Genomic DNA, 19740 nt, shown 5'->3' with positions numbered 1-19740 from the left:
TGAGCATAATCATTGCCAACGTATAAGTCCTGTCGTATACTATGGTTAAGGTTAATGTGAAACATTTCACATAACTGATAACTAACATGTGAATACCTTCACAAAAAACAGGAGGAATTTTAAATGAAAGTAGCAGTAGTAGGTTGTACACACGCTGGAACAGCAGCTGTTTCAAATATAGCAAATCTCTATCCTGAAGCTGAGGTTACCGTTTATGAACGTAACGATAACGTTTCTTTCTTATCATGTGGTATCGCACTGTATGTTGGTGGCGTTGTAAAAGATCCAAAAGGGTTATTCTACTCTTCTCCTGAACAGTTAGAAAACATGGGTGTTACGATGAAGATGAAGCATGAAGTGCTTTCAATAGATACAGAACAAAAAACAATCACAGTAAGAAACTTAGAAACAGGTGAACAACTAGAAGATAACTTTGATAAGCTCGTAATGGCAACAGGGTCTTGGCCAGTCGTTCCTCCAATCGAGGGGATAGAGCTCGATAACATCCTTTTATCAAAGAACTATAACCAAGCCAATACCATCATTGAACGAGCGAAGAATGCTAAGAAGGTAACAGTGATTGGCGCTGGGTATATTGGTGTTGAACTTGTAGAAGCTTTTCAGAAGTACGGAAAAGAAGTAACGCTCATCGATGGTGAGGATCGTATCTTGAGCAAATATTTGGACCCTGAATTTACTGATATTATCGAAGAAGATTTTAAAACGAGAGGAATCAACCTTGCATTAAATGAAACGGTAACACGTTTTGAAGGGTATGATGGAAACGTAACAAAGGTTTATACAAATAAAGGCGAATACGAATCTGATCTTGTCATACTATGTGTAGGTTTCCGCCCGAATACTGAACTTGTAAAAGGTCAGGTCGATATGCTTGATAACGGTGCGATCATCGTCGACGAGTATATGCGAACAAGCAATAAAGACATTTTTGCTGCGGGAGACAGCTGTGCGATCAAATACAATCCAACTGGGGAGCACGCTTATATTCCGCTCGCAACAAATGCAGTTCGAATGGGAACGTTAGTCGGTAGAAATATCGTGAAGCCTACGATTAAGTATATGGGAACGCAAGGTACGTCAGGTCTACATCTTTTTGATCTTAGTATGGCATCAACAGGCTTAACTGAAAAAGCAGCGCTTCGTGCGGGCATGAATGTGAAAACAATCACAATAGAAGAAAATAACCGTCCTGAATTTATGCCGGATTATGAAGTGATCACGCTAAAAGTTGTTTACGAAGAAGGCAGCCGTCGTATTGTAGGGGCACAAGTCATCTCGAAAGCGGACGTTACTCAATCTGTAAATACACTTTCAGTATGTATCCAAAACAACATGACAGTAGATGAACTTGGATTTGTAGATTTCTTTTTCCAACCACACTTCAACAAACCATGGAACTTCTTAAACCAAGCAGGCCTACAAGCCGCTCAATAAATTTTATCCGCCAGTGAAAAGCTGGCGGATTTTTTGTAACTTGCATCATAGAACCAGCTTTTGCATAATAGTAAAAGCGGAAGTAAGCCGTTTAAATCCGCAGGGCGTTGGAAGCCTTTCGAATGAGACGATTTGTGTCTCAATCGAAAGGGTGAAACGACCGGAGGATTTGGCTTACTGCAGCTGGATAGAGTAAAAGCGGAAGTGGGCGTCTAGGCTCGACAAGCGCTGGAGCCTTTCAAAAGGAACACGTTTTTTGTGTTTAGTTGAAAGGTGAAGCGATCGAGAGCCTGCCCACTGCAGCTGGATAGATAAAAGCGGAAGTGGGCGTCTAGGCTCGACAAGCGCTGCCTTTCGAATGAGACGATTTGTGTCTCAATCTTGAATACCGTTTTATAAATTAGGAGGACTTAAAGAATGACGCGTATTTATCTCGTCAGACATGGAGAAAGTGAATGGAACGCAGCAGGAGATTTATACTGCGGCAGAACAGATATAGGATTATCTTCTCTTGGTAGGAAGCAGGCAGCTGCTGCCGGTGACTTTTTAAGAAAAGTGACGTTTGATGCTGCTTATGCCTCTCCATTAATTAGAGCACGTGTTACAGCGGAACTAATTCTAGGCGAACGTCTACCCGTTGAATCTGACGAACGAATCTTTGAAGGAGATTTTGGAGAGTGGGAAGGTAGAGCGAAGAAGGAATTTATAGCAGAAGACCCAGATTCCTGGCATAGTTGGATGGCTAATCCTAGGGAAACAAGAGCTGGAAGAACTGGAGAAACGGCAAGAGAAATGTATGAAAGAGCTTCAGCCTTCTTTAAAGAGATGGCGAAAAAGCACCCAGACGATACGATTCTTGTTGTAGCTCATAACAATACCATTCGATTCTTTCTTGCAGGAGTACTAGGGATGCCATTTTCAAATTATCGTAAGATCTTTCAAGATAATACTGGGATCAATATAGTAGATGTGTCTGGAGATGAGATCGTCTTAAAAAGCATGAATATCACTACACATCTAGAATTGTAAAAAGCTAACCTCGCTGAGAGGTTAGCTTTTTTAATTGCTGTATTAGGTCTTGATCTCTTTATAGGCTTTCTTTACAACGCCACTTAGTGCAACAAGTGCGATTAAGTTAGGAAGCACCATAAAGGCGTTGAACGTATCGGCAAGCTGCCATACGAATGGAACGTTAAGCACTGTACCTCCCACAATGAATAGAAGAACAATTGCGCGATAAATCGGTACCCCTTTCTCTCCGAATAAGAAATTCACATTCGTCTCACCGAAGTACGCCCAACCGAGAATCGTCGTAAAGCTAAAGAATAGTAGACTAAATGCAATAAAGTAAATACCGAAGCCACCTAGTCCACTAGAAAAGCTAGCTTGGGTAAGCTCGATACCGGTTAAATTAGACCCTGCGCCTTCCGTAACAAGGATGACAAGTGCAGTAGCGGTACAGATGATGACCGTGTCGATGAGCACACCGACCATTGCAACGAATCCTTGCTGAGCGGGGTGCTTCACATTTGCGACAGCATGTGCGTGTGGGGTTGAACCCATACCTGCTTCATTTGAAAAAAGGCCTCGTGCAACGCCGTACCTGATCGCTTCTTTAATGGAAGCTCCGAGCACACCGCCACCTGCAGATTCAGGTGTAAATGCTGCTTCTACGATAAGAGCGAGTGCGGGTAGTACCGATTCGTAGTTTAAGATTAGTATGGCAATCGCTCCAATGATATAGAGAAGAGCCATGACAGGAACAACATTTCCTGCAAACGTAGCGATTCGCTTTATACCACCGAGAAGAATCAGCCCTATCAGAACAGCAACAATGATTCCGACTAGGAGCGGTGGGATGTTAAAGGCAGTATTGAAAGCGTCAGCGATCGAATTCGATTGAACCATGTTTCCTACAAAACCAAGCGCTGCAATGATGGCGATTGCGAAAAAGACGGCTAGCTTTTTACTGCCGAGTCCATCGCGAATATAGTAGGCTGGTCCGCCTTTGACGACACCATTTTCTTTCTTCCGGTATTTCTGTGCCAATACGGCTTCAGCAAAAATTGTGGCCATCCCTAGGAAAGATGAGATCCACATCCAAAAGATAGCGCCAGGACCTCCTGCAGCAATAGCCGTTGCGACACCAGCTAAGTTTCCTGTGCCGACTTGTGCGGCAATGGCAGTGGATAGGGCTTGATAGGATGAGATCCCATCTTTTTTCTTCTTAGAAAAAAGGGGGCCAAATGTTTGACGAAATCCTTCCTTTAATCCAGTGAATTGGATGAAACCAAGTCTAATCGTAAAAAATAGCCCGGTTCCTAAAAGAAGCGATATCATGATCGGTCCCCATAATATGGAATTAATTTCTTCTATAATATTCATGGTTGTCACTCTCTCTCAGAAAAATTAGATTCCCCAATAATAGCTATTTTTTCTGAGGACTTCAACCCTTTAACACGGTATGGTAACTATTTACTTAATAATTTGCTTGTGATTGAAGCTGTTTTTTCGGCTGTCGTTTTGAAACCCACTGATAAAACACTAGAATGCCAGCTACAAAAACAGAAAGGAAGAGATATAGGTTTGAATATCCTAATGAATGAACGATGAGACCAAGCACGTATGATCCAGTAGCTATTCCGATATCGAACAGAGTGAAAAAGGTAGCCGTCGCATGAGCGCTTCTAGAGTCAGGAGCAGCCTGAATGGCTAGAGTTTGAAAGCTAGGAACAATCGAGCCATAGCCGAGACCGATGAGGCCACCTGCAGCAAGGAGCATCCATGACGTATCCGTAAAGCTTAGCGTCAAAAGACCAAATGCATATAACAGAAACGCTGGCGTAATCACAGTGTTTGGTCCAAGCGTATCAAACATTCTTCCAGTGAATGGTCGTGAAACGAGCATCGCGACAGCAAAAACTGCAAAAAAGAATCCAGCAGCATCAAGTAACCCTAAAGACTTGGCATATAGAGAAATATACGAAATGACGCTTGCGTATGAAAAAGCTAGAAATAATCCAACAAGCGCGATTGGAATCACGCGACGTTCGAATAAGTCTTCCATTGTTAAACTTTTCTTTTTAATCGTCTCATGTTCAATTGTTTTAACCGAAATTGTGCACAATAACCCTATGATCATGATGCCGCTGAGGACTAAGAAGATCGTAAGGTATGAAACGAATTGAAGGAGCGTCAATGCTAGGAATGGACCTGCTACAACCGCTACATTCATACTCATTGCGAAATATCCAAGGCCTTCACCTCGTCGTTCTCGTGGTATGGAATCTGCAGCGATCGCACCGGCAGCTGTTGTAACGATACTAAACCACATACCATGGAAAAAACGGAGTAATAGCAGCGGAATGTACTGATCGGTTATCGGATAAAGAAACGTCGCGACTCCAAACATAGCGGCACTTGCGACAAGCATCTTTTTCTTTCCAAATCGATCTATTAATCTACCAGAAAAAGGACGAACGAAAATTGCTGAGAGTAGAAAGATGGTGATGATCAACCCTGCTTGAGACTCAGATCCCCCCATTGCATCTGTAACGTAAATCGGCAGTAGGGTTAGGAGTGCGTAAAAAACAACAAAAATAAATAAATTGCTCACAAAGATGTTAATGAAACTCTTTGACCATATAGGACGTTTGTTAGCCATGTGTAACCACTTCTTTCTCTGACCCAATCTTATTAAGCAGGGTCATGAATTGTTCTTGATCCTCGTTTGATAAATTCTGCAGCAGCGATTCTTCCATTTCCTGAATCGAAGCCTTGATTTCTGGAAGTTTTGATTTAGCATAATCCGTTAAGCAAACGATACGTTCACGTTTGTCTTCACCCTCAGCGCGTTCGATCCAGTTGTTGCTTTCCATTTTAGTAAGCGTTCGAGTGGTGGTGGGTGCTTCAACATTTAAGTATTTCCAGATCTCTGTTTGCTTCATAGGTCCAAACTGATCCAAGCAATAAAGAATTGCCCACTGAGATGTGTAGAGATCAAATTCGTTCAGTTTCTCATTTGCTTCTTTTATGATGAAACGCATTTTTTGGTTTAGTGAATGAAAGATGTCATTAGTTGTGATCATAGAGCCCTCCGCACATTATTTACCTAGGTAAATAAAATCATAAACTCCAGTCTAACGGCTGAGGAGAGGAATGTAAAGAATAGTAGCTTCTAAGAATAGAGTCGAACCGAATCGATTGTTGAATTATTTCCGCGGAAATAGAGTGTTTCACTCGAATTTTCCATAAAAAAAGAAGCCAGAAGGAAATCCTCCTAGCTAAAAACTATTCGAGCTCATCTGTTAAGTTGGTAAGAGGTCTGTCAGCCGGTCCTTCGATCACTTTACCATCAACCCCGAATCGAGAGCCGTGGCAAGGGCAATCCCACGTTCGGTCTCCATCATTCCATTCGACCTCGCAATACAAATGGGTACAAGTTGTATCGACGAGGTGAACGGATCCTTCTTGATCTTTGTATGCTCCAGCCCTTCTTCCGTTGATACGGACAACGGCTCCTTCATCTTGCTTCAATTCTGAGATTTTCTTTTTTGGAACAGACAATTTCCCTTTCACAAATTGACCAGCCACGTCCGCATTTTGTACGAGGAATGTTTTGATGCTCGGATCCGCATAGAAGCGTGATGGGGAAAACAGGTCTTGATATGGATTCGTATTCCCCATTACATAGTCCTTGAACAAAAGAGCAGCCGTAGTGCCGTTCGTCATGCCCCATTTGTGAAACCCAGTAGCGATCAAGATGTTATCCTGCTTGGATGTAACAGGTCCTATGTATGGAAGCTTGTCTAGCGTATAAAAGTCCTCGGCCGACCAGCGATAGAGTACATTCTTCACTCCAAGCGTTTCCTCTGCAAAGAACTTAAGCGCTTTGTAATGATCACTCAATCTGTTTCCTTGACCGGTCTTATGACTCTCACCTCCGAAGAGTACAAGCTTCTCACCATTAAAGGTATGACTTCTCATCGATCTCTTAGGGTCTTCTGCACTTAAATACATTCCACCAGGGAATTCAGATTTCGTGGATGCTGCTACAACGTAAGAAGCTTCAGCATACATGCGAGAAAAATAGAGGGCATTTCCATCATAGAAAGGGAAATGTGAGCAAGCTAGCACGTGTTTGCATGTAACGGTTGAGCCATTCTTCGTCACAACAACTGGATTCGTCCCTTTTTGAACATCGACCGCGACAGTCTTCTCATAAATCCTCCCGCCATTTTGTAGGAACGAATTGAGAAGAGGCGTTAAATAAGCAACTGGATCGAATTGAGCTTGGTTTGGCATCTTGATGCCAGCTTTTATTGGAAGGTCAAGTGGCAGGCTGTTTACGAACTCTCCATGAATGCCGAGCTGTTGGTACGCACGCATTTCATTTGTTAATTTTCTTGCGTACTCTGGGGTAGTCGCATAAAGATAAGCATCTTCCTCTGAAAATGAACAAGAAATGGAATCTTGATCAATCGTTTGTTTGATAAATTTCAATGCTTCAACATTAGCACGGTAATACAACTGTGCATTTTCTTTTCCAAAGTGATTTAGAAATTCATCGTAAATCAGGTCGTGCTGCGCTGTAATCTTTGCAGTGGTATGTCCTGTTGTACCGTTCAATACCTGGTTTGCTTCAAGAAGTACAACGCGTAGTCCCTCTTTTGCGAGAAGATAAGCCGAAGTAATCCCTGTAATTCCACCACCAACAACAACCACATCTGTTTCTATATTCTCAGTGAGAGCAGAGTGAGGACTTTGTTGCTTCCCTACCCGCCAAATGGGTTCTGGAGACTGTGGCCACGCATTCTTATCAGTCAATTCAATAACCTCCTAACGTATTCAACGTTCCTATTTTTTCCAAGATGTTTTCATTCATTCAGAAACCAATAAAAAAAGACTTACCCCTAAATGGGGTAAGCCTCGTTAAATGCATTACACAAGTTTGGTCGTCCAGTCTTCGCAATTCCAAACGTCAGTCGCAACATCTTGATAAAATTCAGGTTCGTGTGAGATCAAGATAATGCTGCCTTTATATTCTTGTAGAGCACGTTTTAATTCTGCTTTTGCTTCTACGTCAAGGTGATTTGTCGGCTCATCGAGCACGAGCAGGTTCGATTCGTTGTTCATCAGTTTGCAAAGGCGAACTTTGGCTTTTTCGCCTCCGCTCAGTACTTCTACTTTGCTTTCAATGTGTTTTGTTGTAAGTCCACACTTTGCTAACGCTGCTCGAATTTGTGCCTGGCTGTAGTGAGGGAATTCCTTCCACACTTCTTCTATACATGTATTATTGGATTTCGTTTTGATCTCTTGTTCGAAATATCCGATATAAAGGTAGTCGCCTTTTTCAACTGATCCACTTATCGGCTTAATCTCCCCAAGGATACTCCTGAGAAGAGTGGTTTTCCCAATACCGTTTGCCCCCATGAGCGCGATTTTCTGTCCACGCTCCATCGTTAAATTGAGAGGACGAGATAGAGGTTCTTCGTATCCGATAACGAGATCATTCGTTTCGAAGATCAATTTACCTGATGCTCGCGCTTGCTTAAAATTAAATTCAGGCTTTGGCTTTTCTTTTGCAAGTTCGATGACATCCATCTTATCGAGTTTTTTCTGACGCGACATCGCCATGTTCCGCGTTGCTACTCGAGCTTTGTTTCGTGCTACAAAATCTTTAAGCTGTGAAATTTCCTGCTGCTGTTTCTTGTAAGCTGCTTCTAATTGCTGCTTTTTCACTTCATATACTTCAAGGAAGTTATTGTAGTCACCGACATATCTTGTTAGCTCTTGATTTTCCATGTGATAGATCAGGTTTATTACACTGTTCAGGAAAGGAATATCATGTGAAATGAGGATGAACGCATTTTCATATTCCTGCAAATAACGCTTAAGCCAGACGATATGCTGTTCATCAAGGTAGTTTGTTGGCTCATCGAGAAGAAGGATTTCAGGCTTCTCTAGGAGAAGCTTTGCTAGAAGAACCTTCGTTCTTTGACCGCCACTTAAATCTTGAACATCCTTTTCAAGTCCAATTTCATCGAGACCAAGTCCACGCGCAATCTCCTCAACTTTTGCATCGATGACGTAGAAGTCGTTGTTTGTTAGCACATCCTGGAGAGTACCTGTTTCCTCCATAAGTTTTTCTAATTCATCAGGGGAAGCGTCTCCCATCTTTGCAAACAGTTCATTCATTTCTGCTTCATAATCGAACAGGTATTGAAACGCACCTTTTAATGCGTCGCGAATCGTCATGCCTCGTTCTAACACAGTGTGTTGATCGAGGTAGCCGACTCTTACGTTTTTAGACCATTCGACGGTCCCCTCATCAGGCTCAAGTTTACCTGTAATAATGTTCATGAACGTAGATTTACCTTCTCCATTGGCACCGATCAGTCCAATGTGTTCACCTTTTAATAGACGAAATGAAACATCATCAAAAATTGCTCGGTCACCGAATCCGTGAGTAAGGTTTTTCACGGTTAATATACTCATAGGAAACACCCTTTATTTAATGTTTAACAATCTTCATTGATTATATATGACAAAACGCTTTGATGAAAGGTGAAGGCAGGTTAAATCTTTGGTAACTTCATGAAGTTATCTAGGTCGATAGTCTTCTAAAACGTGCGCTTAGTTCTAAAGTCACGATAAAATTAAGTAACATTTACATCGTGTTTCATTCACCTTAATACGGTACGTTTAATCTAGTAGTAGCCTTAAGCGGGCTATTAAACCGGGGAGGATATTATATGACTACTGCTAGAAATCGTGTACTAACCACTGTGTTGATCATGGTCGCTCTTTCACTTGTCTCTTTGTACATGTCAATCACACCTTCAAACGCGTCTGGTTCTGGAACGGCTGCATCACCGTATTCAGTAGCTCAGGGAATAGCGAATCAAGGGGAGTCAGGTGTAACGGTAGAGGGATACATCGTTGGAAAGCCTGAATCGACGACTTCTGTTTCGACAAGTAACTTTCAAGATGACTATGCGATGGCGATCGCAGATCAAGCGGGCGAATCAAACATGGATGATATGCTGTATGTCCAAATTCCATCACAGTTTAGAAGTGAATTTGGGTTGAAGAGTAACCCTGAATTAATGGGTGAGAAAATTAAAGTAACGGGTTCATTGACTGATTATTTTGCACACCCAGGTGAAAAAAGCGTTACTGCAATGGAGTTAACAAGTAGCGGTAGCGGAGGAAATGACGGAAACGGCGGTTCTGGAGGGGATTATGGTACGTACTATCAATCTGCTGAAGGAAAAACAGGAAATGCATTGAAATCAGAACTCCATATGATTATCGATGACCATACAGAGCTTTCATATAGTCAAGTGTGGGATGCGCTTCGAGTGACTGACGAAGACCCAGCTAATCCTAATAACGTTCTCTTACTATATAGCGGTTGGTCTAAGAGTAAGTATGAGAACGGAGGCAATGTCGACGATTGGAACCGTGAACACGTATGGGCGAAATCTCACGGTGATTTCGGAACTGCGATGGGACCAGGGACAGACATCCATCATCTACGTCCTACTGATGTAACTGTAAACGGTTCAAGAGGTAACCTAGACTTTGATAATGGAGGTTCAGAGAATACTGAAGCGAGAGGAAACTATTCTGACAGTGATTCATGGGAACCACGAGACAGTGTAAAAGGTGACGTAGCTAGAATGATATTTTATATGGCTGTACGTTACGAAGGAGATAGCGGAGAACTAGATCTTGAGCTTAATGATCTCGTTAACAATGGTTCTGCTCCATACATGGGGAAAGTTTCTGTATTAAAAGCATGGCATGAGATGGATCCTGTAGATGACTTTGAGAGAAACCGTAATGATGTGATTTATAATCAGTATCAGCATAATCGAAACCCTTTTATCGATCATCCTGAATGGGTTGAATCGATCTGGTAAAAGAGGACACCTGCTTTCCAAAATGGAAAGCAGGTGTTTTTACATATTCTTCATCAAGCGTTTTGCGATCTCTTCATAATGGTCCCTAGTGATACCCGGGGCAAATTCTTCTGGTAAATCGTCTAGACTAGGGATTTTTGCACCTTGAGGTGTGCCTTCAATAACTTGTAAAGGCATGCCATTTTCAGGATTCGTGCCTTTCCAAATTTGACGAATGCCTTGATACTCTCCATCACTCCAAGTGTAAAGGACGTTATTCAACCCCCGGTCCTCAAATTTTCTAGCGTAGTCGAAACTTGAATTACTTAAGTTTGGCACTGGAAGCATCTTGGTTAAGTCGGTGCCTGTCGCGATTTCTATCGCTTTTGCATATGCGAGGACGTGCGTGCCGCCTCGAACAAGCAGATAGCCAATCATCTCTCTTGCTGTAGGGTGATCGGTCATTTCATAGACGCGCATCTTGTGCGCTCTGGCACCAATTTCGAGGAAGAAGTTATGCATTAAGTCTAAAACGAGGTTTCCGCTACTAAAAACGTAATCCCCTCGCCAGGAGTTTCCCATCGAGTCTGCGCCTAGAGCCGTTTGAGCGGTTGAAACGAATTGTGCGGTGTTTCGAACATCTTTCCCGTTTTGAAGTGGCGTGATATCCGGTGGACCAGGGAAAGAGCTTCCTTTTGTTAATAGGTTGATGGAAGTTGTAACGAGCTCAACATGGCCGAATTCCTCAGCAGTAATACTTGCGACAAGGTCGTAGAAGGGTTTTAATTTTTTCTTTTGTCGAAAGTTAAAAGACTGAAACATGTAATTGTTTAGCGTTGACATCTCACCAAATTTTCCGCCCAATAAATCCTGAACCGCTGCAGCTGCGTTAGCGTCACCGTGATCAGGGATGGGAAGTTCAATCAATTGCTTATTGATTCGCTTAAACATAATTGGCCTCCCATCTTATTAGTTAGGAAACACCCAGACGATTTGTTGAATTCGAATAAAAAAAGGAGTCTGCTTTACTTGCACCACGATGTGGTCTGGCATAACGGTTTGTAAGACACCACGAAGTGATCCTCTCGTTGTTTCAACAGTCACCATGCTTCCTGTGATCGATTGGAGCGTCTCATATACATATGGATCAACGAGGCTTGTAAGAGTCGGGTATTGTTCGTTCAAACATTTCCTCTCCCTTCCAAACAGGTTCTACACTTTTCTAACTTACGCTATTGGTGGGTTGTCATAGTCCAAAATGTAAGGCGGGTAAAGAGAGCATAAAAAAATCAGCCTGATAGGCTGATTAAGGCGAGTTACGGGTTTGTTGTCCAAAGTCCTGCTGTTTTGATAAACACACGTTTGTTTAACTTCAACTGAGAAACCATAAACTCCGCCATATCTTCAGGTTGAAGCATATGATCCTGATTTCCATCTGTTAAATTGTTTTCAACAGCAAGGTCAGTAGAAACTGTACTTGGTGTTAAGGCACTAACGCGAATATTGTGCTTGCGCACTTCTTGTGCAAGTGATTCTGTTAGTCCGATCAGACCAAACTTTGAAGCGCTGTAAGCACTCGTTACAGGGGCGCCTTTCTGACCAGCGGTTGAAGAAATGTTAATAATGTCGCCTGTTTCTCTCTCGATCATATCTGGTAAGACGGCGCGAGTAACGTAGTAAGCACCAAGAAGGTTAACCTGGATAATCTTTTCCCAATCAGAAACCTCAAGGTCCATGAAACCTCCAAATTTAGCAATACCAGCGTTATTGATCAGGATATCTGTTTGACCAAGTTCTTCACGAATACGAGATACGGCGGTCGTGACTTCTTCATTGGAAGAAATATCTGCAACAGCATACGCTACTTTCACACCTTTGGCTTCTATTTCTTTTGCTACGCTTTGAAGTGTTTCTTCCGTTCTTGCTATCATTCCGATATTTACGCCTTCTTCTGCTAATCTCACTGCAACTGCTTTCCCAATTCCTCTAGCTGCTCCAGTAATAAGTGCTGTTTTGCCTTTTAGGTTTTCCAATGGAAACCCTCCTTTATTTCATTTAAAAGAATAGTTTATCTTTCTTGTTTTTAAATGGAAAGAATTCTGCTTTTGAAACAGAGCGATATGGTATGATGAAAGTACAGATTATTCAAAAATGAATTAACTTAATACAGCTATGGCAAGGATTGAGACTAAAAATAGAATACTTATTCATAAACGAATAATAGGTGGGATACAATGGATGCTTGGAATGAGTACAAAGCAATTTTCCATTCACTTCAGGATGATATTTTGGTTACAGATCCAAATGGAATCATTGTAAAAGCGAGTGAAGGAACCGGGACTGTTTATGGAGTGAAGGCAAAGGACCTAATGGGCCGCTCAGTATACGAGCTTGAGAAAGAAGGGTTGTTTACCCCTCTAGCTACGCCAATGGTAGTTCGGTCGAATAAGCGAGTGACGTTTGTCCAAACGGGTCAAGATGGTCAAAAACTACTTGTTACAGGTGTGCCGGTGCATGATGAGACCGGGAAGCTGATTCGAATTGTTAGCTATTCACATGATGTTACAGAGCTTATGGAAATAAAAGCTGGAATGGAAGAAATGTCTGCTGAAATCGAGCGGGTGCGCACCGAACTTAATTGGCTGAAGTCCCAACATACAGAAGATGGAATCGTTGGGCGTAGCGATGAAATGAGGAAGTTAGTTGCTACTGCGAAACAAATTTGTGGTGTCGATGTTAGTGTTCTACTATTAGGTGAATCAGGGGTAGGTAAATCAGAGATGGCCCGGTTCATACATAACAATAGTGAGCGGAGAGACGGATCTTTTATAGAAGTAAACTGTGGTGCGATACCTGATGCTCTTTTTGAAGCTGAGCTTTTTGGATATGAAGATGGGTCGTTTACAGGAGCTAGAAAAGGCGGTCGGATGGGATTAGCTGAGATGGCTGAAGGTGGAACGCTGTTTCTTGATGAGATCGGAGAACTATCTCTTTCAAATCAAGTGAAAGTGTTGAAACTAATCCAGGATAAATGCTTTTATCGTGTAGGAGGCAGAAAAGAAATTCATTCGGATTTCAGGCTGATTAGTGCAACAAATCGAGATTTAGAAAGTGCCGTTACAGAAAAGTTGTTCCGAGAAGACTTATATTTCCGCCTAAACGTTGTACCGATTATCATTCCACCCCTTAGAGAAAGGAAAGAAGATATCGTTCCTCTGATTCATACCTTTCTTAGCAAGTTTTGCGAGGAGTATAAAAGAAAACGAGTAATGGATAAGCAGGTTTTACACGAGTTGAGTCAGCTTGATTGGAAGGGGAACGTTCGCGAATTAATGAATTTGATCGAGCGTGTTGTGGTCACCTCAAATTCATCTACTATTCACCTGGATGATCTACCAGATACGTATAGAATCCAACAAGACTCCTATTCAAAAATGAATAATACGAGTGAGAGTCTACAATCTTCGTTAGAAAAACTAGAAAAACAGAGGTTAGAGGAAGCCAAACGTAAATTTAGAACAACGACAAAAATAGCGGAAGCACTAGGGATCAGCCAACCGAGCGTGGTGAGAAAACTTAAAAAATACAGAATAAACTGATAATTGGCACGGGTCTTGCATTAAAAAGAAGCAAAGGAGTAAATCTCTTCTTGCTTCTTTTTTATTAATATGCAAGAATTTGTATTAATATAAAACAGGGGGCGTGACCAATGGAAGCAAAAGAGCAAAAAAATTATTCGTACGAGGGTACAGGGGGAAGTACCGTATCGACTCGTCCACTTAGTCATTATTTATGGTTTCTTATCCCATCACTCATCGGAGTCCTTTTATTCCTTGTTCCCGTACCATTTAATGGGAAGATAACGATTGGTGTAGGAATCATGGCTGAATCGATTCAAGCAGGTCTAGAGCCAGTACTTCCAGGATTGATGACGGCCGTTTTAGTAGTTTCTGCAATCATTCCTATTTTTGTAAAGATCTTTGAACCAAAGTCTATTATGTTAAGACCGTTTTTAAAGCAACTTTTCTATGTGAACTGGTTCTGGATTGCCACTAGAGCAATAGGAGCAATTTTTGCAGTCATGACATTATATACGTTTGGTCCTGAATTCATTATTTCTGACGTATCCGGTGGGACGATGCTATATGCACTCGTACCTGTACTCGCAGCATGGTTTCTCTTTGCTGGCTTGTTGATGCCGCTACTTCTTGAGTTTGGCTTGATGGACTTTATTGGGACGTCACTGCAACGTGTGATGAGACCGCTATTTAAATTACCTGGCCGCTCTTCGATCGATGCACTGGCATCATGGATGGGTGCTGGCACAGTAGGTGTATTGATTACAACAAAACAATATGAAGAAGGCTATTATACAAAACGAGAAGCGGCAGTTATTGCTACAAACTTCTCTATTAATTCCATTGCATTTAGTTTAGTAGTTATTAGTTTCATAGGTCTTGAGGACATGTTTGTTCCATTTTACTTTACAGTTGTCGTTGCTGGACTTGTAGCAGCGGTTGTTTGCCCAAGAATTCCACCTCTTTCTAGAAAAGAAGATACCTATTATGAGGTAACAGGGAAGCAAATTTCTGAAGACGTTCCTGAGGGCGTTTCAAACTACAGATGGGGGTTAGAAAAGGCTCTAGAGAAAGCATCTCAAGTAAAAGGTGTAAAGGCCGTTGCTCGTCAAGGCGTTCATACCGTACTTGATATCTACTTTGCGCTTATTCCGCTCGTGATGGCGCTAGGAACCATTGCATTGATCATTGCAGAATTTACGCCGTTCTTCACGTATTTAGCAATGCCGATCGTTCCAATCCTTCAATGGATGCAGATCCCTGAAGCTGCTTCTGCTGCACCAGCAATGCTCGTTGGATTCGCTGATATGTTCCTGCCAGCGGTAATCGGTACAGGAATCGAGAGTGAATTAACTCGTTTCGTGATTGCAGCTGTTTCCTTAACGCAGCTCATCTATATGTCTGAAATCGGTATATTACTAGTGAAGTCAAAAATTCCAATCTCTGTGCTAGAATTAGCGATTATTTTCATCCAAAGAACAATTATTACACTACCTATTATCGTCGTTATGGCTCATTTATTTTTCTAATTAACATCTAAGGAGGAGACAAACAATGAACGCATCATTTGAAGAAAGATACAATCGTATGTCGGAACTATTAGCACCAAGTATGGCGAAAGATCATCCTAACCTTCCTGTTGTAAAAGAAGAGGGGTGTTACTATTACGGTGCTGATGGAACAAAATATTTAGATTTCACCTCGGGTATTGCTGTTGCGAATACAGGGCATCGTCACCCAAAAGTTGTCGATGCAATCAAAAGAGGCGCGGATTCACTCATGCATGGACCGTCTGGCGTAATCATGTACGATTCGATCTTAGAACTAGCTGAACGACTGGGTGGCATCATGCCATCAAATCTAGATTGTTTCTTCTTTGCAAATAGCGGAACAGAGGCGATCGAAGGCGCGTTGAAGCTCGCAAAGTATGTTACAAAACGTCAGTACGTCGTTTCTTTCACAGGTTGTTTTCATGGACGTTCTCTCGGTGCGCTCGGTGTGAGTACGTCGAAAAGTAAATATCGAAAATTTTTACAACCGAACGGACTGACTTATCAACTTCCTTATGCAGATGTTAAAGCTTGTCCAGAAGGTCTCGATCCTGCCGAGTACTGTGTTGCAGAGCTTGAGAAAGATGTGGAGCGATTATTTGATCATCAGGTGACACCTGAAGAGGTCGCTTGTATGATCGTTGAACCTGTTCTAGGTGAAGGTGGGTACATTATTCCACCTAAAGAATGGCTGCAAAAAGTGCGTGAAATTTGTGATCGTCACGGCATCTTGCTGATATTCGATGAAGTTCAAACTGGTTTCGGGCGTACGGGGGAATGGTTTGCTGCACAAACGTTCGATGTGAATCCTGACATTATGGCCATCGCTAAAGGAATCGCATCAGGTATGCCCCTTAGTGCAACGGTGGCATCGAAAGAGTTGATGAGCCAATGGCCGATGGGAACCCATGGCACAACTTTTGGTGGGAATCCGATCGCTTGTGAAGCTGCACTCGCAACACTTGATGTAATAGAAGAGGAAAAGCTTCTGGAAAACTCAAGGCAAATGGGAGAATACGCACTAGAGGGTCTTCAAAGAATAAAATCTAAACACGAAGTAATCGGTGAAATCAGGGGTGTTGGTCTTATGATCGGGATCGAAATTATCGATCCGAAAACTGGTGCTCCAGATGGAGCAGGCATGATGCGTATCCTGGATTTATCGCTTGAAAAAGGTGTCTTGTTTTATCTATGCGGAAAGCATCAGGAAGTCATCCGTATGATTCCACCGCTCATTGTATCGAAAGAACAAATCGACGAAGGTTTACGCATTTTTGAAGAAGCTGTCATTGCGTTTGAAAATGAAGCACAGCCTGTAAGTGTATAGAAGAGTTTTGCTCCTGCCCGTTACAGTGTGGCAGGAGCTTTTATTATGTCTTCTCATATTTATTCGTCGGTATGCACCTTAATTTTAAATTTTCCGAAAACATGCTGTTCTTTAGGCTGTTTTATGGTAAGATAAGTTTTCTGTCTCTTAAAAAATATATCTCTAAAGGAGGTAACTGAATTGGATGAAAAAATTCAAAGTGCCTATCGTGAAGAGAAGCAGCAACTCAGACAAATCGCTGCGGAGATCAATCAGCAGAAAGAAAAATTGAATCGATATCCTAAGTACTCAGGGGATGATGTAACAGAGCAAGTACTCGAAAGTATTCGCGAACAAAATAGAGGCTCGTTACAAATTGCCGCTAAGGAACCTTACTTTGCTCGTATGGATTTTCAAGAAGATCATAAAGATACGAAGGCTTATTACATAGGGAAGGTCGGAGTGGCAGACGATGAAACCCAGGAAACCCTCGTGGTCGATTGGAGAGCGCCTGTCGCGAGTATGTTCTACTCCTTTACCGGAGGAGAGGAAGAAGCTTACTATGATTCTCCTGACGGCATAGTGGAAGGAAATATTGAACTTAAGAGAAACATCGTCATACGAAATCAAGAGCTCCAACGAGTTGTTGATTCTTATGTAGAAGGTAGTGAAGACTTATCTGGATCTGATGAGTTTCTATTGTACAGGTTGAGTGAAGCAAAGGATAACAGGTTGCGAGATATCGTCTCAACCATCCAAGCGAAGCAAAATGATATTATCCGCGCAGAACGAACCACCCCCCTCATTATTCAAGGAGTAGCAGGGAGTGGGAAAACAACGGTGGCACTTCACCGTCTCGCGTATCTTCTTTATGAATATCGTGAAACGGTCATAGCAGATCGTATGATTATATTTGCACCAAACAGAATGTTCCTCGATTATATTTCAGGCGTTCTTCCTGAACTTGGAGTAGGAGGGATCCAACAGTCTACATTTACTGATTGGGTGCTCCAGAAGCTTGAGGATACAGTAAAGTTAGAAGAGTCAGACCTTCTCCTCAGTAAGTGGTTTGAGCCTGAGGGAGAGGACCTATCTTTTGATAAGAGTGAAGGAAGATTAAAGGGATCGATCAGGTTTAAGGAATGGCTAGATTCTGCTCTTACACATTTTTCAGATTCGATAGGAACTCCTGGACCGTTTGAAGCATGGGAAGGTGCGATCATAACAGCTGAAAAGATGACACAATGGATGAAGGACCTCCATGTTTATCCCTTAGGTAAACAACGAGACATGTTGATGAATCGTATAAAACTTTGGATTAAAGACGAAGTGAAGAAACTAGAGGGAAGTCATCTTCAGAAAGAGTATCGTAAAAAAGCGAACGCAGAGCTGAAGAATTATTTTAAGCAATGGCCTAAGCATACTGCTCTCACGTTTTACAAAACGTTATTTCAGAGTAAGCCTGGTTTCACCGACAATGCCAGCAGTATTCTACCAGAGAATATTGTGAAGCAAACACAGAAGAGGCTTAGGAAAAAAGCAGTTTCGACTGAAGATCTAGCCCCTTTGCTGTACCTGCAATTTAAGTTATTTGGAGTACGAGACGACGACAAATTGCAGCATGTTGTAATCGATGAAGCGCAGGATTTCTCACCGTTCCAAATTACAATCTTGCAGAAAGTTAACCGAAGTCAATCTTTCACGATACTTGGAGATTTAGCACAGGGGATACACGGTTACAAGGGTATTCATCAATGGAGTGAGTTCGGTGAACTATTTAAAGGGAAAGAGCTTTATATAGAACTTGAGCAAAGTTACCGATCTACTGTGGAGGTTATTGAGTATGCGAACCACATTATCTCTCATGCGAATGTACCTGTGAGACCAGCAGTACCGGTATTTCGTAGTGGTAAACGTGTCGATGAGCAAGTTATTGATGAAAATTATACGCAAGATTTAGTCCAGACAACGGTGGAGATGCAGGGCCGAGGAATAAATACGATTGCAATCGTCGGTAGAACGGATGAAGAATGTCAGGTTCTTTATAAAGCTTTAGAGAAAGCGCACGTAGAAGTAAACCTTATAACTGCGGAGAATCGTTCTTACTCTGGGGGAGTTTCGATCACCCCAATCTACCTCACAAAAGGGCTGGAATTCGATGCAGTTATACTAGCGGATGCATCAAAAGAGAACTATAAAGAGAATACGCAGGATGCAAAGCTTCTTTATGTAGGCTGTACACGTGCATTACATGAGTTAAAGGTATTTTATAGAGGTGAATTGTCACCATTAATAAGAAAAGAGATCAGGTAAAGCGAACCTGATCTCTTTTCTATAGAATGCTTTTTACTCTACCGACCTGTCCATCTTCAAGGCGCACCTTAATGCCGTGGGGGTGATTAGCGGATTTAGTAAGAATATCTTTCACGATGCCTTTTGTTAATTTACCGGTACGTTGGTCCTTCTTCAAAACAATCTCTACTTCTTTACCGGGCTCGATATTACTTCGATTCTGTCCGTTCATGTTCACTTTCCTCCTTACCATAATATCGTTGTTTATCTTCAGGAAGTGGATCTACAGTATGTTTAACGCTATATCCTTTAGAAACAGCTAGACCGAAGGCTGCAGCTATAACAATCGTCATAATAACAACGACGATAATAACCGAAATGATGACCATCCTATGGCTCCTTTTGCGTCTTTTGAATCTACTTTACCACGATTTGCGGTGAAATAGTAGAACGTAGCGAAGGTTAAACAAACGTTTGATTGAAGAAAATAGACAAGGAAAGAAGGAGAAAAATATTGTCGATATAGTTAGATAATTATGATAATATATGTAAATTATTGTCGAAACAACAAAAAATCATAGTAATATATACCTATTTTAAAACTGGAAACGCTTGCTTAATAAATCTTAGGTTTAAGCTGTTTACAAACCTAT

At 41.8% G+C, this 19740-nt stretch carries 17 protein-coding genes; 7 read left to right on the top strand and 10 right to left on the bottom strand.

From position 1 onward, the window contains the following. Positions 1-123 precede the first annotated feature (123 nt). Complete coding sequence (locus PFZ69_RS19070) at positions 124-1455, top strand: FAD-dependent oxidoreductase (protein WP_270182689.1); 1332 nt, start codon at positions 124-126, stop codon at positions 1453-1455. 417 nt (positions 1456-1872) lie between these two features. Beyond that, the gene (locus PFZ69_RS19065) at positions 1873-2484 is read left to right on the top strand and encodes a histidine phosphatase family protein (RefSeq protein ID WP_270182688.1); all 612 of its coding nucleotides are present in this window, start codon (positions 1873-1875) and stop codon (positions 2482-2484) included. A gap of 42 nt (positions 2485-2526) precedes the next feature. On the opposite strand, the gene PFZ69_RS19060 is transcribed toward PFZ69_RS19065, so the two are convergent. The 5 genes from PFZ69_RS19060 to PFZ69_RS19040 form a co-directional block, all read right to left on the bottom strand. Further along, positions 2527-3840: an alanine/glycine:cation symporter family protein gene (locus tag PFZ69_RS19060; protein WP_270182687.1), complete on the bottom strand. Its 1314-nt coding sequence runs from the start codon at positions 3838-3840 to the stop codon at positions 2527-2529. A 94-nt stretch (positions 3841-3934) separates the two neighbouring features. Then, complete coding sequence (locus PFZ69_RS19055; RefSeq protein ID WP_270182686.1) at positions 3935-5119, bottom strand: MFS transporter; 1185 nt, start codon at positions 5117-5119, stop codon at positions 3935-3937. Then, positions 5112-5543 carry a MarR family winged helix-turn-helix transcriptional regulator gene (locus PFZ69_RS19050; RefSeq protein ID WP_270182685.1) on the bottom strand — a complete coding sequence of 144 codons (432 nt, stop codon included), beginning with the start codon at positions 5541-5543 and terminating at the stop codon, positions 5112-5114. Before PFZ69_RS19050 ends, PFZ69_RS19055 begins: the two co-directional genes overlap by 8 nt. Before the next feature lie 202 nt (positions 5544-5745). Continuing rightward, entirely contained in the window at positions 5746-7281 is a 1536-nt protein-coding gene (locus PFZ69_RS19045; protein WP_270182684.1) for an FAD-dependent oxidoreductase, read from the bottom strand. 114 nt (positions 7282-7395) lie between these two features. Beyond that, the gene (locus tag PFZ69_RS19040; protein WP_270182683.1) at positions 7396-8952 is read right to left on the bottom strand and encodes an ABC-F family ATP-binding cassette domain-containing protein; all 1557 of its coding nucleotides are present in this window, start codon (positions 8950-8952) and stop codon (positions 7396-7398) included. Positions 8953-9209: 257 nt separating this feature from the next. On the opposite strand from PFZ69_RS19040, the gene PFZ69_RS19035 reads away from it, so the two are divergent. Next, entirely contained in the window at positions 9210-10382 is a 1173-nt protein-coding gene (locus tag PFZ69_RS19035) for an endonuclease (protein ID WP_442865223.1), read from the top strand. A 39-nt stretch (positions 10383-10421) separates the two neighbouring features. Here PFZ69_RS19035 and PFZ69_RS19030 read toward each other — a convergent pair whose 3' ends face one another. The 3 genes from PFZ69_RS19030 to PFZ69_RS19020 all read right to left on the bottom strand — a co-directional run bounded on the left by PFZ69_RS19030 (position 10422) and on the right by PFZ69_RS19020 (position 12394). Further along, a complete protein-coding gene (locus tag PFZ69_RS19030) occupies positions 10422-11312 on the bottom strand; it encodes a manganese catalase family protein (protein WP_270182682.1) in 891 nt (296 codons plus the stop codon). An 18-nt stretch (positions 11313-11330) separates the two neighbouring features. Continuing rightward, on the bottom strand, positions 11331-11546 hold the full coding sequence (locus tag PFZ69_RS19025) for a YuzF family protein (RefSeq protein WP_270182681.1): 216 nt from the start codon (positions 11544-11546) through the stop codon (positions 11331-11333). A 131-nt stretch (positions 11547-11677) separates the two neighbouring features. Next, positions 11678-12394 carry a 3-ketoacyl-ACP reductase gene (locus tag PFZ69_RS19020; RefSeq protein WP_270182680.1) on the bottom strand — a complete coding sequence of 239 codons (717 nt, stop codon included), beginning with the start codon at positions 12392-12394 and terminating at the stop codon, positions 11678-11680. 201 nt (positions 12395-12595) lie between these two features. Between PFZ69_RS19020 and PFZ69_RS19015 the strand changes: the two genes are divergently transcribed. The 4 genes from PFZ69_RS19015 to PFZ69_RS19000 all read left to right on the top strand — a co-directional run bounded on the left by PFZ69_RS19015 (position 12596) and on the right by PFZ69_RS19000 (position 19108). Beyond that, the gene (locus tag PFZ69_RS19015; RefSeq protein WP_270182679.1) at positions 12596-13960 is read left to right on the top strand and encodes a sigma-54 interaction domain-containing protein; all 1365 of its coding nucleotides are present in this window, start codon (positions 12596-12598) and stop codon (positions 13958-13960) included. A 110-nt stretch (positions 13961-14070) separates the two neighbouring features. Then, positions 14071-15468 carry a YjiH family protein gene (locus PFZ69_RS19010; RefSeq protein ID WP_270182678.1) on the top strand — a complete coding sequence of 466 codons (1398 nt, stop codon included), beginning with the start codon at positions 14071-14073 and terminating at the stop codon, positions 15466-15468. 25 nt (positions 15469-15493) lie between these two features. Next, positions 15494-16816 carry an aspartate aminotransferase family protein gene (locus tag PFZ69_RS19005; RefSeq protein WP_270182677.1) on the top strand — a complete coding sequence of 441 codons (1323 nt, stop codon included), beginning with the start codon at positions 15494-15496 and terminating at the stop codon, positions 16814-16816. A 192-nt stretch (positions 16817-17008) separates the two neighbouring features. After that, a complete protein-coding gene (locus PFZ69_RS19000; protein WP_270182752.1) occupies positions 17009-19108 on the top strand; it encodes a HelD family protein in 2100 nt (699 codons plus the stop codon). A 19-nt stretch (positions 19109-19127) separates the two neighbouring features. Here the strand turns inward: PFZ69_RS19000 and PFZ69_RS18995 are convergent, their stop codons facing one another. Continuing rightward, the gene (locus tag PFZ69_RS18995; protein ID WP_270182676.1) at positions 19128-19319 is read right to left on the bottom strand and encodes a YwbE family protein; all 192 of its coding nucleotides are present in this window, start codon (positions 19317-19319) and stop codon (positions 19128-19130) included. Next, positions 19297-19476: a YtzI protein gene (gene ytzI / locus PFZ69_RS18990; protein WP_270182675.1), complete on the bottom strand. Its 180-nt coding sequence runs from the start codon at positions 19474-19476 to the stop codon at positions 19297-19299. Before ytzI ends, PFZ69_RS18995 begins: the two co-directional genes overlap by 23 nt. Between the last annotated feature and the right edge of the window lie 264 nt (positions 19477-19740).

The organism is Alkalihalobacillus sp. CinArs1 (assembly GCF_947387515.1).
In the GTDB taxonomy this organism is placed as follows: Bacteria; Bacillota; Bacilli; order Bacillales; family Guptibacillaceae; genus Guptibacillus.
Note: the sequence above shows the minus strand (reverse complement) of the source record. Positions and strands in the feature narration are given on the sequence as shown.